Raw genomic sequence first — 14,610 nt, forward strand, 5'->3', positions numbered from 1 at the left:
CGCAATGTGGCCAGAAAGTGCTGAATCGCCCGCGCCACTGCGTACTGGTTTAACCACTGGTACTTGCGCGACAGCCTGTTGCGTCGCCGCGGCACAAGCACTTTTTGCCCAAAAACAAGATTCAAACGTGAGTGTCACCTTACCCAAAGGCAAAGTGGTCCACCTACCGATTATCGCATACCAAGAAATAGACAACGGCATCAAAACCGCCACTATCAAAGACGCTGGGGACGACCCAGACGCGACTCATGGCGCGACGTTATTTGTTGAACTGAGATTGTCATCCGAGCAAGGCGTGCGTTTTCATGCGGCACAAGGTGTTGGCACTGTGACGCGAACCGGTTTGTTGCTTGATGTTGGCGAACCAGCAATCAACCCAGTGCCGCGTAAAATGATGACGGAGCATTTAGAAGGCTTTGCGCAGACCTACCAATATCTTGGTGGTTTCGATGTCTCTGTCGGCGTCATCAATGGCGAACAAATTGCACAAAAAACCATGAATCCGCGTTTGGGGATTTTGGGTGGTATATCGATTTTGGGTACCACTGGCATTGTGCGGCCTTTTTCTTGTGCTGCTTACATCGCATCTATTCATCAAGGTATCGATGTCGCTCGGGCGAATGGCTTGACCCACATTGCCGCTACCACAGGCAACGCCAGTGAAGACGCGATAAAAAGCCATTATCAGCTTAATGATATGGCCTTGATCGAAATGGGCGACTTTGTCGGCGCTGTGTTAAAGCACATTAAAAAAGTCGAAGCCACCGCACCCGCTCAACTGACTAAGTTAAGTATTTGTGGGGGCTTTGGTAAGATCAGTAAGTTGGCCCAGCATCATATGGATTTAAACAGTCGAGCATCCAGCATCGACCTTGGTGCCTTGGCACAATTGGCCGCCAGTTTGGGCGCCGATGACACCTTACAAGAACGCATGGTAAACGCCAATACCAGTGTAGAGGCCTTGTCATTTGCCATGTCAGAAGGTTTGCCACTGGCTGATGCTATTTGCCAGCAAGCCTTAGACTTTGCCAGAAAATACATTCCTGTCCATATAGAACTGGAAGTCTGGGCGATTGACCGCAAAGGCCAATTTGTTGGCAAAGCGTTGGATTCCACTAGGAAAAAGAGGCACGAGCCATGAAGATTTTATTATTAGGCGGTACTGCCGATGCACGTCACTTGGCTGACGCATTACACAAAGAGGGTTTAAACGTCATTTACAGCTTGGCGGGGTTGGTTCGCGTGCCCAAGGTGGACTGCCAATTGGTGGTCGGCGGATTTACCCAATTTGGTGGTTTGGCTCAGTATTTAACAGACCATAACATTGGCGCGATATTAGATGTGACCCATCCTTACGCGCAAACCATGAGCAGTAAAGCCGTAATAGCAGCCAAAGAAGTCGGCATTCCTTGCTGGCGTTTTCATCGTCCCGCTTGGCAACAAGAAGAAGGCGATAACTGGCAGGATTACCAAGATGAAGCCGATTTACTTGCTCAGCTCGATGGTTTTCGAGTGCCGTTATTAAGCGCAGGGCAAATGAGCGAAGACTTACTTAAATGTATTATGCAATTGCCGAGTATTGAACGCATCGTATGGCGAACGGCGGTTGAACCCAAGTTTTCTCTGTCTGACAACATATATTGGATAAAAGCCATTGGGCCTTTTGCTTTAGAAGACGAGCGTCAATTGTTAGTGGATCATGGCATCGACGTCATCGTCAGTAAAAACAGTGGCGGTATGGCGACGTATTCAAAGCTTGTCGCCGCTAGAGAATTATCTATTCCCGTTTTATTGCATGCTCGGCCAATCTTATCCGACGCCGAGCGTGAATTTAGTGACACAGAAGAATGCTTGCAAGCCTGTTTAGCAGCTTGGGGCAACGCTTCTATCCATATTAAGCATCAACAAAAAGACAGCCAACAGTGACTTCTTCAGACGACTATAAATACGAAAACAACCCTCAAGCCATTGAGAACGACAGCTTTCGCCAAATCCGTGAATTAACTGATTTGTCTAGCTTGAGTCAAGATCAGCAGCAAGTCGTTATGCGTGTGGTACACAGCCTTGGCTTGCCAGATGTGGCCGAGCAAGTGCGATTTAGTGCGAATGCAACCCAAGCGGGACGTGAAGCACTGGCGAATAACTGCGCGATTTTGTGCGACGTGGAAATGGTCAAGCAAGGCGTGACCAAACGCATGATAGCGCGAGAGCCCTTGTGCTTTTTGAATGATCCTCGCACGGCGGAATTGGCAAAAAGCAAAGGAGAAACCCGTTCTATGGCGGCGCTGAGTTTATGGCAAGAAGCACTGGCTGGCAGCGTGGTTTTAATCGGTAATGCGCCAACCGCCTTGTTTCGTTTATTGGAAATGATAGAACAAGGTGCCCCTAAACCCGCTTTGATTATTGGTATGCCGGTGGGCTTTGTCGGCGCGGCGGAATCGAAAGAGGCGCTGTGGGAAGCCCATGAGAAACTGGGTATTGAATGTATCACCTTGCTAGGGCGAATGGGGGGCAGCGCCGTGACATCGGCCAGCTGTAATGCTTTGTTGCGCTGTAATATTGGCGAGTATTATTAATGCATTCCATGAGCCTTGGTATCCGTTTTTTATTTTCGTTAATCCACCTAGCTTAATGTAATGGCATTGAATGGAAGTAGGTTTATGAAACACACACAAATGCCAATCCATGTTATCGGTCTGGGTGTTAATCAAGTGGCGCATTTGGATGAGGCGGCGCAAGCGGTTTTGGCGAGCTTGTCGGCGCATGATGTTGTGTTAGGTGCTCCGCGTCAGCATGACACCATCACACACTGTGCTCATCTGGCTCGTCGTGAAGATCTGCCCAAACTCAGCATGTTGAAAGAAGCCTTTGCCAATTGGCAATCCGAAGGGGCGAAGCAGGTGGTGGTGTTAGCTTCTGGCGATCCGCTGTATTACGGCATTGGCGCTTGGTTGATGCGTACTTTTTCGCTTGAAAATCTACGCTTTTATCCGAATGTTTCCAGTATTCAAGCGGCCTGTCATCGTCTTGGTCTGTCCTTGCAAGAGGTGCAAGCGGTGAGTTTGCACGGTCGTCCATTGGCTTCGTTACGTCGTTATTTGCAGTCGAATAAGACCTTGGTGTTGCTGACGGACCAATTCAGTCAACCCCAACACATTGCGCAAGAATGTGTGCAAGCAGGCCTTGATCAAAGTGAGATCACAGTGTGTGAGGCCTTGGGGTATGAACAAGAAAAAGTCCGTACTTTTAGTGCCAAGTCTTTATTAGATACAGAAATAGAATGGGATCCGCTTAATGTGGTTGTGTTGAAAATCAGCCAGCAACCTTCACGTTATCCAAGCTCTGTTGGTATTCCTGACACGTCTTTCGTTACCGACAAAGGCGATGGCAAAGGCATGATTACCAAGCGAGAAGTGCGTTTGACGATTTTGTCTTATATGAACATCGAACAGGGCGACATAGTTTGGGATATTGGTGCGGGTTGCGGTGGCGTGAGTGTGGAAATGGCGTATTGGCATCCGCGTAGTCAGATTATTGCCATTGAACATCATCCAGACCGTTTGGCTTGTTTAACTGCTAATCAAGATCGTTTTGGTGTCATGCAGAATCTATTTATTGTCGCGGGCCGCGCGCCAGATGCGCTGGTGGATTTACTTGCTGGTAATTTGCTTGCTGGCAACAACGCACAACACGGCAAGCCTAATAAAGTTTTCATTGGTGGCAGTGATGGTGAATTAAATGCCTTGATGACGCAGGTTTGGGATCTATTGCCTGCTGGCGGCAGTTTAATGGTTAGCGCCGTCACCGAAGAGACAAAATACCAAGTCATGCAATTCGCGCAACAGCGTGACAAAGCGCAGGACGCAGATGAACAAAGCTTACAAGTGTCGATTGCCAAAGGCGAGCGATTAGCTGGGCAGCGATTATTTCGCCCCAATCTGCCTGTTACACTCCATCACTTTAAAAAGCATTCTGCAGAACACATGATCAAGATAGACAATAAGACAATTTATAAGGAAAGCGTACAATGAGTGCCTCGGAAACATCTCAAAAAACAGGCCGATTCATTGGTGTGGGCGTAGGTCCCGGTGATCCAGAATTGATCACCTTAAAAGCGTTACGTTTGATTCAGCGTGCTAGTGTGGTGAGTTACCTTGCCAACGACGAAGGTGGTTCCCAAGCAAAAACCATCGCCAGCGAAGCCTTTGCTGGCGTGACTCATGCGCAGAACGAAATTGCTATTGTGATGCCGATGTCGACGGATCGTTCATTGGCAAATGAAGCCTACGACAATGGTGCAAAAGCCATTTCCGACGAATTATCACAAGGCAAAGACGTGGTTTTCTTGTGTGAAGGCGACCCGTTGTTTTTTGGTTCTTTCGCTTATTTATTAGAGCGTCTAGAAAGCGATTTCCAATGCCAAGTTGTGCCCGGTGTGTCGTCAATCAATGCTGCATCGTCTGCCTTGAATCATCCGTTAACCGTATTGAAAGAATCCTTCGCTGTGGTGAGTGGTCGTCATACTGCACAGCAAATAGATATGGCACTAGAGCAACATGATAGCGTGGTAATAATGAAAGCTGGGCGTGCGCGTCCGCGTATTCTCATGGCGCTGCGTAAAACTAATCGTATGCAAGACGCGAAATACCTTGAATACATTGGTCGTGAAAACGAACGCATTGTGCGCGATGTGTCGACCTTGGAAGACAAAGCTGGGCCGTATTTCTCCTTGTTCGTGGTGACCAAAAGTGAGCGAGGCACGCGGTGATACGCTTTATTGCATTAACCCCCGCTGGGGAGCGGCTGGCCAACAAACTTTTATCTCAAGGGATGCAGAATCATTGGCCAGAGGCCGTGGTGGACTACAAACCAAAACCTTTTGCCGAGTTCGTGCAAACGGCGTTTAAAAACGGTGATTGGCTAGTGTTCATCTGTGCCACTGGCATCGTTATGCGAACCCTCGCGCCAGTGATTCAAGACAAGTATCAAGATCCGCCAGTCTTGGTATTGGACGAAGAAGGTAAGTTTGTCATTCCGCTTTTGTCTGGTCATGAAGGTGGTGCCAACGAGTGGGGCGCGCAAGTGGCAAAATCCCTTGGCGCACAGCTTGTTATGACCACGGCGAAACCTTACCTCAACCCAGTTTATACATTAGGGATGGGTTGCGAACGCAACTGCCCATTAGAATTTCTTGAAAGTCTCATGCTCGCCGCCCTAGCGCAAAAAGGCTTAACCCCAAACGATATTCACTCTCTAAACAGTATTGATATTAAAGCGGATGAGACCAATCTTATTGCCCTTGCAAAAAAGTACCACTGGAATTTCAACACTTATAGTGCTCAAGAACTCGCCCCAATGGAGCCGTTGCTTAGCATTAAATCTGACTACATTTTTAAAACCGTTGGTGTTTACGGCGTTGCAGAATCCGCCGCGCTTTTAGCTATTCAAAATAAAACTGGCACAGAACCAGAACTTATATTGAATAAAATCAAAAACGCCAAAGCGACATGTGCGGTGGCGAGAGGGTTTCATTAGAAATAGTTTAAACGCTAGTGTTCATGAGTCTCTAATAAGTACACTTGAAGGTTTGTTTTTCCATATTTGAAAGTTATTTATTAGCATTTTTACGGTTTGGTTGCGGCTTCATAGTTAATTTTTATTTCAAATCTGGTATTGTTCACCCTTGATTAGTTTTTGAATCATTATCAGCTTTAGAAGATTCTGATTTCATATAGATTAAGGCTTAGTTTAGAAAAAGCTTTGATAGTGTCTACAAATTTTTATTTTTAGGTAAAGTAATATGTTGAATAAGTTGAAATTAGTAACTCGATATTTAAGGGATGAATCTAGAAGGTTAAAAATACTTTATTTCACAGTGCTTTTTTCTAGAAAAAGAAAGAAAAATAAAAGTAATATAGATCTATCTTCTGTTAAAAAAGTAGCATTACTCCGCTATGATGGAAAGTTAGGTGATGCCATCATGATGTGTAGTCTTATTGATATAATAGAAAAAAATAGCCCTGATATTGAACTGACATTATTCTCTTCCAGTACTTTAGTTAATGAATGGGTTAAAAAGATAAGTGAAAAAGTTAAGATAATAGAGTGTGAACATAAAAAAAAGTTATCGCCAGAATTCTTTAATAAATTTTCAAATTACTTTGATGTAGCCGTTGAGTTAAAACATAGTCTTGACCTTAAAGATATAAAGATACTACGCAGCCTTAATCCAAAAATTAATATTGGATATGCTAAGAGTTCTATGTTTGATATAGTAATACCTGAAGGGTTTAAGAGCAGTAAAGATCGACAAATTAAAGCTGCATCAATTATCTTAGGTAAAGATGTAGTTTCTACAAGGATTCCACCTCCTAAAATAGATAAAGACTTTGATTTTATAAAATTCGAAAGAAAGACTATTGCTTTCAATTTATTTGGTGCAAATAAATATAGATCATTTTCATTTGATTCTGCTGTGAAGCTTATTAATAACTGGTTGGCTGAATGGCCTGATGAAAAAATAATATTAATACCCGTTCCTGGGAAAATGGAGTTTTTAGCTAAATTGGAATCGATATTTTCTAATAAAAATGTTTTTCTTCCGAAGCAGGACCCAAGCTTGGATCTTAGTCTTTTTATTCTTTCGAAATGTGACCTCTGCTTTACACCAGACACGTCCGTTGTTCATATGGCATCTGCATTAAATACGCCAACCTTAGCCATATATCATGACAATATTGCAAATTATGAAGGCTGGAAACCGTTGTCAGATAACAGTAGAACTGTATTTTATAAAGAGATGGCGAATGAAGTTGATAGGGGGTACGTATCTGACTTCGATTGGCATCAATTAGTGTTGGCAAAAAATGATATGAAAATCTAATCTAATTCCATATTTAAGATCGTTGAAGAGTCTTACTACTATTACTCATAGTTTTTCTTAGCTTTGGTGACTTTCTCTAGGTAATTTTGAGATTCCGTTCTCGGGTGGTCGTATCTTAGTTTCTTATACACATTGCTGGTGGATGTTTGGTTTATTTTGTTCATTGCGCGTGTTCGGTCAGTATCAAATGTTTTTAATACATTACCAGTACCACCGTTGTAAGCAGAAATCATTGAGTATTCTTGGCTGACTTTGTTGCTGATTTTTACGAGATAGCGCGTCTGTAAAATATGTAAGTAAGCGCTGCCGATATCAATGTTATTTTCTGGAGAGAAAAGTACTTCTTTGCTTGGCTCGCCAGATTTTTTCTTCACTAGGTTATAAACGTCTCGACCTGCGGTGGCTGGTACCACTTGCATTAAACCATAAGCGTTCGCTGGGCTGACGGCGTAAGGGTTAAAAGAGCTTTCGGTTTCGATAATGCCGTAGATCAGGGCTGGAGATAAGTTGTAGCGTTTAGCAGCGGCGATTACATATTGGCTGTATTTTTCTTGGCGTAGGTGTTCGTGCTGAGCAACAAGATTGAATTCAACTGCATAGACTGTTTTGCCGTTCGAGTTGGATTTTTTTAGTTTATTAGTTACAAGATAATCTGAGTAACGTTGTGCACGCCAACGATATTGCACTAGCTTGCCATCATGGTCCATAACTTGTGGATACAAAAAGGGGACACCTTCTGTATCTGGTACGTCGCTAGAGAAAATATCGGTTTTGGTTGGATCGGCAGTTGTGAGTAGTGTGGTTGTTACGGCTTGTTTTAAGGTGTCGAGAGGCGAATTCGTGGTTAGCGTTTCGACACGCACTGTGCCTTTTTCAAAGTCTACAATGGTTCTTGCTTGGTAGTCGTTGGTGTATTTTACGTACTTTTTCTTCTCGGGCAGTTCGCTATTACCTTTGCCCCATTTTTTATTAACTTGTTGGTCAAGCTCTGCATATAGTGCTTTAATCGCTTTAATATCTGCTCTTACTAAGTCTCTAGTGACTTTTGCTTGTTTGGCGATGGCTTTTACATCGTCAAGATCATCTGCTTCTTTTATCTGTTTTGATAACAGCTTTACCGAATCTGCTGAGTCGAAAGATAACGGAATGGATTCGCAGCCACTTAATGTTAGTAATAAAATACCAATTGATACAAGGGAAGATTGGCGCACGATACTATGAAACATTCAGTTGTTACTCATATAAATAAACGATATTGAAGAACGACAGTCTTGCCGCTAAAGCATTTTAGCCTAAAAAGCTAGAGTCAAAATTATATCAGAATCATCTCTCTGGGTGGAAAACTAGTAAATACTAGATTTATTATATGATACGAATAAAAAAGCGAACCCCGAAGGCTTAATGCTATTCACTTATGGGTTAAATTTAATAGGATAGTCTCATAAAGTTCGATTAAGCTTTCTTGATCAAGTTTTTATGTTTATTCAATAGTCACTTCTCTACCTTGATGAGCTTCATTCATTCTCATATCACTCGACTTTCACCTAGAATATTTCTTTTGAATAGGTTGAGTTTGGACTAAATTTTTCTTCAAAAGTTAGTATCAGATGGTGGTGTTTACATGAAGGTCAAGCTCTTTGGCTAGTATTAGGTACAGCTTTTTTCGGGATGAAGCAATCAAAGATGTGGCTGGGTATTCGGCTTTCATCGTGTTGAGTTCTACTTGGGTGACGGTTCTATATCGTAAAATCACTCACCGTGAAGAGTAGGCAAGAGACCAAGCGAAAGTAGAGCCTTCTTAATATTTTACAGATTCAGGAACTGTATCAATTGATATTGTTCCTGAATCTTTATGGCTTACTTTTTCCCTTTACCCCTGTTCGATCTATTCTTGTAAGCAGTTGACAGAGCCGCAGGCTTGATCACAGGCAGCATGCACTTGTTCGAATCGTTGGTAGTCGTTGCAAGAGTACGCTTTAGCAAAGTCTATCATCGCGGTGCGGCACTGTTGAGTTTTGTAGCGTAGGGGGATGTCGTTGCTTACGCCTGAAGGGCAGCTGACTCGATAGGTTTCTGTTTGGAAATTGGCTGCCGGTTTGAGTGAGGTTGAGGTGTTATTTTGTGCGGCGGTATTCGCTTGAGTCTGCTGGCGTTGTTGTGCTTGCTGAAGGCCGCCAGCACGTCCGTCAGTCATTATATCGGCAATACCACCACCGACAATGTCCACCACTGAGCTTGAGTCAACGCCAGTATTGCTGGCAGCTGCGCCGACAGCGGTCAGTCCGGTGATGGCAATCACTTTACCAAAGATATTGCCTGAATCGTTTTGTTCTTGTTGTTTTGCTTGAGCGTTTTGTTGTTCTATTTGACGACGGCGTTGGTTGTCTAAATCGACGATTTGCTGTTGGGTGCGTTCCATTAACCCCGTAACTTGTAATGGTGTTTGTGCCTTGCTAGTGAGTGCTTGAGGATTGGCGCCGTTTGCAATCAGAAAGTTGACTAACTCTGGGTTGCCGTAGGTTTGGTTGAGGTGAATATGGTAGGTGTGTAAAGGGGTCCAGCCAGTGATAGGGTTATCATTTCGTATACTATAACTGAAGGTTGCGGTGCTGTTGACATTCGCGCCTGCATCAATGAGCACTTTCGCCATTTCAATGGCACGTTTTCGGCTGCTGTCATCTGGTGTGTAGGTTGGTAAAAAGTAGAGAGGCGTAGCGTCCAATAAATAGCTGTAAAATGGTGCTCCTCCGGATAGGTCGTAATAACGGCGATTCGTAGGTGTGCTATAGCGGCTATTAGGATCGATCCCTTGCGCCAATAACCATAACATCATTTGTGGCTTTCCTTGGCTGGCAAGTGAAATAATTAGGGGAGGGATGTCGGCGTTCAAGTCAGCCTGCAAATTCCCACCCATAGCCAATAAATGCTCAGCCAGTTTAGGACTTTCACCGTAGATTGTGGCCACTTTTAAAGCGATGTTCAGTGTTGTTGGGTTGTAATCTGCGCCAGCGGCCATCAAGCGTTCAAACGATGTCATGTCACGCACCAACATGGCGGGGGTGAGTTGAGCCCGATTATCAATCGCTGATCCTATAGGGGGCAATGGCATTACAGCGTAAGCAGCAAATAAGGGTGATGGTTTGGTGAAGTCGTTTTGTGGATAGCTGACAAACAGACGATTCGATATTGGTTGGTTAGGTTGAAATCCTTTTGATAGCGCAGCGTCTAGTAAGGCGGGTCGTTGATCCCAGAGACCAATGATACCACCTAAGATGATTTGCTCTGAGTTGCTTGTGGTATTGATGAGCTTTACGGCTTGAGCGTCTGTGGCGTCTTTAAACGGCTCACCCAGTTGATAGAGAGCGACGTACTGGCGAGTTTGGGCATCCAGTCCTGACATTGAGCAGCCAGATATGGATAGCAAAACAAATAGCAGCATTACCGTACTATTTATAAGACGATAGACCATATGGAGCCCCTCAGTTTTTAAACAAAATCATAAACCAGAGAGGCTATAAATTCCAGTTAACGGTTGGCTTGAGCGAAAGGGTATTGGCTTCCAATATGCCCTTTCGATTGGTTGAGGCTATTTAGCTGCGTTGGCTTTACGTGCTTGATGCAGTTTTTTGTAGCTTTCAATGAGGCGTAAATGCGGTTCGATGCCTTCAAGCTGCATACTGGTTTTAGTGAGACCATAAAAACGCACGTCGCCGGTGACAGAACCAACGACGTTTTCAATAACGTCTTTGCCAAACATACGGCTGAAGTTATGGATAAAGTCGTCAAGCTCTAATTCTTCGTCTAGCGTTACTTCTAGTACACAGTTCATGGCTTGATAGAATAGACCGCGTTTGGCTGTGTTGTCGTTGAACTGTAGGAATTCACCGACTAGTTCTAACGCCTCTTCGTGAGCACCAAGGGCCAAATAGATTAGGATTTTCAGTTCCATGATGGTCAGCTGACCCCAGACGGTATTTTCATCAAATACGATACCAATCAAGGTCGGAATATCTGTGTAGTTATCGAGCTGGCTGTCTTCTAAACGATTTACTAGGTTGGTTAGTTGCTTATCGCTCAAAGAATGTAGGTTCAAGATATCTTCACGATAATCCAGCGCCTTGTTAGTGTTGTCCCACACCAAGTCTTCCACTGGATACACTTCGGAATAATCTGGTACCAAAATACGACAAGCCGATGCACCTAAATCAGTTAATTCAGCCACATACACTTCTTTGCCTAGTTCTTCCAAAATACCAAACATGGCGTTGGCTTCTTCTTCATTGGTGCCAGAAAAATCCCACTCGCAGAAATCATAATCGTGCTTATCGCTGAAGAAGCGCCAAGAAATGACACCGGTTGAGTCAATAAAATGTTCAACGAAGTTTTCCGGCTCTGTGACCGCCATGCTATTAAACGTAGGTTTTGGTACATCGTTCAAACCTTCGAAGCTACGACCTTGCATCAGCTCGGTTAAGCTACGTTCTAACGCCACTTCAAGACTTGGATGCGCACCAAAAGAAGCAAACACACCACCAGTTTTCGGATTCATTAGAGTGACGTTCATCACTGGGAATTGACCGCCAAGAGAGGCGTCTTTCACTACGATAGGAAAACCTTGTTCTTCTAATACCTTGATGCCAGCAAGGATGCTTGGGTATTTCTCCAACACTTCCATTGGCACATCTGGCAAGACAATTTCGTCTTCGATTATTTGGCGTTTAACGGCGCGTTCTAGAATTTCCGACAAACATTGCACTTGTGCTTCTTGTTGATTATTGCCTGCGCTCATGCCGTTGCTTAGGAACAAGTTTTCGATGAGGTTTGACGGGAAGTAAACCGTTTCGCCATCGGATTTGCGTGTATAAGGAATCGTACAAATGCCGCGGGCTTTATTACCTGAGTTGGTGTCGATCAAGTGCGAGCCAAACAACTCACCGTCTGGGTTATAAATCTCTAGGCAGTAATCATCTAAGATGCCTTCTGGAAGGGAATCATCCTGGGTTAACGCAAACCATTTTTCATTTGGGTAATGGACAAATTCGCTGTTGGCGATTTCAGTACCAAAGAATTGGTCGTTGTAAAAAAAGTTGTTGTTCAAGCGCTCGATAAACTCACCAAGAGCGGAACACAGTGCGCTTTCTTTTGATGCACCTTTGCCGTTGGTGAAACACATAGGTGACGCCGCGTCACGAATATGTAAAGACCAAACGTTAGGCACTATGTTGCGCCATGAGGAAATCTCAATCTTCATGCCAAGATCCGCTAGCATGGCCGTCATGTTGGCAATGGTTTGCTCTAGTGGTAAGTCTTTACCAAGAATCACTGTGCTCGTCGCGCCATCAGGTTGGCCCATCAACATGGCGTTAGCGTCTGCGTCTAGGTTTTCAACGGTTTCAATTTTGAATTCTGGGCCAGTTTGTACCACTTTCTTTACGGTGCAACGATCAATAGAACGCAAGATGCCTTCGCGATCTTTGTCCGAAATGTCGTCTGGTAATTCGACTTGAATTTGGAAAATCTGGTTGTAGCGATCTTCTGGATCGACAATGTTGTTCTGCGACAAACGGATGTTGTCCGTTGAGATATCACGAGTCTTGCAGTAGACCTTCACAAAATACGCCGCACACAAAGCTGAAGACGCTAGAAAGTAATCAAATGGACTTGGTGCAGAACCATCGCCTTTGTAGCGGATCGGTTGATCGGTGATAACGGTAAAATCGTCAAACTTGGCTTCAAGTCTTAGATTGTCGAGAAAATTAACTTTGATTTCCATTGAATAGGGTTTCCACTTTAGATGCGAGTTGCTCTACCAAAACCTTTCATCGGCTGGGGTGAGTCATTAGCGGGAATTATCGGTGATAGAGGGGGGCAGAGTAAAATCAAATCGGTTTTTTAAAGGACTAAATCTCAAAAGATAGAGAATTTGTTATGCATTGTTGGCTTTGTCGCAGACTCTTTTCTTGTTCCTATAGGGTTAGACGGGTAAATTGAGTCTCTATTTTCTTGATGTCTTCGTTTTTAAAAGTATCGTTTTATGCATTTAATTCTTTCGTTGTTGCAGCAGATGAGTGTGTATCTTGTCTTGGCTTACATGTTGAGCAAGACTCCTATTTTTCTGCCTTTGCTGAATGTTTCCTCGCAGCGCTCTCATAAATTTAGTTGTTACGTCTTATTTTCATTGTTCTGCATTATGGGGACATACTTTGGTCTTACTATTAATGATGCTATTGCCAATACACGTGCGATTGGTGCAGTGATTGGTGGCTTGCTTGGTGGCCCTGTTGTTGGTTTTGCTGTTGGTTTAACGGGTGGTATGCATCGTTATAGTTTGGGCGGTTTTACCGATGTCGCTTGTGCAATTTCTACCACCGCAGAGGGGGTGATTGGTGGCTTGATGCATTTGTATTTTGTGAGAAAAGATAAATCTGATCAGTTATTTAACCCTTTGGTTGTTCTCGCAGTGACTTTTGTGGCGGAAGTTAGCCAGATGCTTATTATTGTTGCCGTTGCTAAACCGTTTGATCAAGCCTATGCGTTAGTGTCTGAGATCGCTATGCCAATGATAATTGCCAACTGCATTGGTGCCGCGTTGTTTGTTAGTATTCTTCAAGATAAGAAAACTATTTTTGAGCGCTATTCTGCGGTTTTTTCACAACGGGCTTTAACGATTGCGGAACGTAGCGTTGGGTTATGGAGTTCTGGCTTTGATGCGAGCAGTGCTGAAAAAATTGCACGTATTATTTATGAAGAAACCAATGTTGGTGCGGTAGCGGTAACAGATAACGAAAAAACGTTGGCGTTTATCGGCATTGGAGAAGACCACCATAAGCCCAATACTCCCATTTCTTCTAAATATACCTTACAAGCCATGGAAGAGAATCGGGTAGTGTATTTAGGTGGTAGTGAGTCGCCATATCGATGTTCTATTTCAGACAGCTGTAAACTTGGTTCGGTTCTTGTTATTCCCTTGCGGGCTGGTAAAAAAGTTGTCGGTACCATTAAGCTCTATGAACCAAAGCGCAAGCTGTTGTCCAATATTAATCGCTCTATGGGAGAGGGCATCGGGCAATTATTATCGAGCCAAATTTTATATGGTGACTTTCAACAGCAGCAAACACTGTTAACTCAAGCAGAAATCAAGTTGTTGCAAGCGCAAGTCAATCCTCATTTTTTATTTAATGCGCTGAATACCATTAGTGCAGTTATTCGTCGAGACCCTAATAAGGCGCGGGAACTTATTCAGCATCTTTCGCATTTCTTTAGGAGCAATCTTAAACAAAATATCGAGACGGTAATGTTTAAAGATGAGCTTGCCCATGTGAATGCATATCTGACAATTGAGAAAGCGCGTTTCACCGATCGACTTGAGGTAGAAATAGATATCCATGATGAATTACTGAATAGAATGTTGCCTAGTTTTACACTGCAACCTCTTGTTGAAAATGCAATCAAACATGGCATTAGCACCCTGTTAGAAGGCGGACGAATTCGAATATATAGTCAACGAAATGCATTAGGTTATGACATATTTGTTGAGGACAATGCCGGGCGATTTGTACCAATACCTGCTGATGATACCGGCTTAGGTATGGATATTGTGGCTAAGCGTCTTACGCATTATTTTGGTGATGCGGCGGAATTGAAAACAGAGTGTGACGAAGGGCAATGGACAAGAATGCGTTTTCTAATTCCAGTCATCGAGTAGATATCGGATATAACCAATAACA

General features: G+C 43.7%; 12 protein-coding genes. 9 read left to right on the plus strand and 3 right to left on the minus strand.

Features of this window, described 5'->3' with window-relative positions; translation table 11 throughout:
- Positions 1-4: 4 nt before the first annotated feature.
- The 7 genes from CCS02_RS20105 to CCS02_RS20135 all read left to right on the plus strand — a co-directional run bounded on the left by CCS02_RS20105 (position 5) and on the right by CCS02_RS20135 (position 6,883).
- Positions 5-1,141, plus strand: a complete 1,137-nt coding sequence (locus CCS02_RS20105; protein WP_100637522.1) for a cobalt-precorrin-5B (C(1))-methyltransferase — start codon at positions 5-7, stop codon at positions 1,139-1,141.
- Positions 1,138-1,926: a precorrin-6A/cobalt-precorrin-6A reductase gene (locus CCS02_RS20110; RefSeq protein WP_100637523.1), complete on the plus strand. Its 789-nt coding sequence runs from the start codon at positions 1,138-1,140 to the stop codon at positions 1,924-1,926. The genes CCS02_RS20105 and CCS02_RS20110 overlap by 4 nt, the downstream gene beginning before the upstream one ends.
- Positions 1,923-2,576 (plus strand): precorrin-8X methylmutase, encoded by a 654-nt coding sequence (locus CCS02_RS20115; protein ID WP_100187116.1) that lies wholly within the window; start codon positions 1,923-1,925, stop codon positions 2,574-2,576. Before CCS02_RS20110 ends, CCS02_RS20115 begins: the two co-directional genes overlap by 4 nt.
- An 84-nt stretch (positions 2,577-2,660) precedes the next feature.
- A complete protein-coding gene (gene cbiE / locus CCS02_RS20120) occupies positions 2,661-4,031 on the plus strand; it encodes a precorrin-6y C5,15-methyltransferase (decarboxylating) subunit CbiE (RefSeq protein ID WP_232728927.1) in 1,371 nt (456 codons plus the stop codon).
- Entirely contained in the window at positions 4,028-4,768 is a 741-nt protein-coding gene (cobI, locus tag CCS02_RS20125; protein ID WP_100637525.1) for a precorrin-2 C(20)-methyltransferase, read from the plus strand. Before cbiE ends, cobI begins: the two co-directional genes overlap by 4 nt.
- A complete protein-coding gene (locus CCS02_RS20130) occupies positions 4,765-5,535 on the plus strand; it encodes a cobalt-precorrin 5A hydrolase (protein WP_100637526.1) in 771 nt (256 codons plus the stop codon). Before cobI ends, CCS02_RS20130 begins: the two co-directional genes overlap by 4 nt.
- Before the next feature lie 265 nt (positions 5,536-5,800).
- The gene (locus CCS02_RS20135) at positions 5,801-6,883 is read left to right on the plus strand and encodes a glycosyltransferase family 9 protein (protein WP_100187120.1); all 1,083 of its coding nucleotides are present in this window, start codon (positions 5,801-5,803) and stop codon (positions 6,881-6,883) included.
- 41 nt (positions 6,884-6,924) lie between these two features.
- On the opposite strand, the gene CCS02_RS20140 is transcribed toward CCS02_RS20135, so the two are convergent.
- On the minus strand, positions 6,925-8,109 hold the full coding sequence (locus tag CCS02_RS20140; RefSeq protein ID WP_100187121.1) for a murein transglycosylase domain-containing protein: 1,185 nt from the start codon (positions 8,107-8,109) through the stop codon (positions 6,925-6,927).
- Positions 8,110-8,520: 411 nt separating this feature from the next.
- Between CCS02_RS20140 and CCS02_RS22510 the strand changes: the two genes are divergently transcribed.
- The gene (locus tag CCS02_RS22510) at positions 8,521-8,652 is read left to right on the plus strand and encodes a hypothetical protein (RefSeq protein ID WP_269777509.1); all 132 of its coding nucleotides are present in this window, start codon (positions 8,521-8,523) and stop codon (positions 8,650-8,652) included.
- A 116-nt stretch (positions 8,653-8,768) separates the two neighbouring features.
- Here CCS02_RS22510 and CCS02_RS20145 read toward each other — a convergent pair whose 3' ends face one another.
- The gene (locus tag CCS02_RS20145; RefSeq protein WP_100637527.1) at positions 8,769-10,352 is read right to left on the minus strand and encodes an ankyrin repeat domain-containing protein; all 1,584 of its coding nucleotides are present in this window, start codon (positions 10,350-10,352) and stop codon (positions 8,769-8,771) included.
- A 117-nt stretch (positions 10,353-10,469) separates the two neighbouring features.
- Complete coding sequence (locus CCS02_RS20150; protein WP_100637528.1) at positions 10,470-12,656, minus strand: OsmC domain/YcaO domain-containing protein; 2,187 nt, start codon at positions 12,654-12,656, stop codon at positions 10,470-10,472.
- A gap of 261 nt (positions 12,657-12,917) precedes the next feature.
- On the opposite strand from CCS02_RS20150, the gene CCS02_RS20155 reads away from it, so the two are divergent.
- Positions 12,918-14,588, plus strand: a complete 1,671-nt coding sequence (locus tag CCS02_RS20155; protein ID WP_100637529.1) for a sensor histidine kinase — start codon at positions 12,918-12,920, stop codon at positions 14,586-14,588.
- The last annotated feature ends 22 nt before the right edge of the window (positions 14,589-14,610 follow it).

Source organism: Marinomonas sp. ef1 (genome assembly GCF_002806845.1).
Taxonomy (GTDB): domain Bacteria; phylum Pseudomonadota; class Gammaproteobacteria; order Pseudomonadales; family Marinomonadaceae; genus Marinomonas; species Marinomonas polaris.

Coding starts and splice junctions, on each gene's coding strand:
- CCS02_RS20105 (WP_100637522.1), top strand. CDS start 5: ATGTGGCCAGAAAGTGCTGAATCGCCCGCGCCACTGCGTACTGGTTTA.
- CCS02_RS20110 (WP_100637523.1), top strand. CDS start 1,138: ATGAAGATTTTATTATTAGGCGGTACTGCCGATGCACGTCACTTGGCT.
- cbiE (WP_232728927.1), top strand. CDS start 2,661: ATGAAACACACACAAATGCCAATCCATGTTATCGGTCTGGGTGTTAAT.
- cobI (WP_100637525.1), top strand. CDS start 4,028: ATGAGTGCCTCGGAAACATCTCAAAAAACAGGCCGATTCATTGGTGTG.
- CCS02_RS20135 (WP_100187120.1), top strand. CDS start 5,801: ATGTTGAATAAGTTGAAATTAGTAACTCGATATTTAAGGGATGAATCT.
- CCS02_RS20140 (WP_100187121.1), bottom strand. CDS start 8,109: ATGTTTCATAGTATCGTGCGCCAATCTTCCCTTGTATCAATTGGTATT.
- CCS02_RS20145 (WP_100637527.1), bottom strand. CDS start 10,352: ATGGTCTATCGTCTTATAAATAGTACGGTAATGCTGCTATTTGTTTTG.
- CCS02_RS20150 (WP_100637528.1), bottom strand. CDS start 12,656: ATGGAAATCAAAGTTAATTTTCTCGACAATCTAAGACTTGAAGCCAAG.
- CCS02_RS20155 (WP_100637529.1), top strand. CDS start 12,918: ATGCATTTAATTCTTTCGTTGTTGCAGCAGATGAGTGTGTATCTTGTC.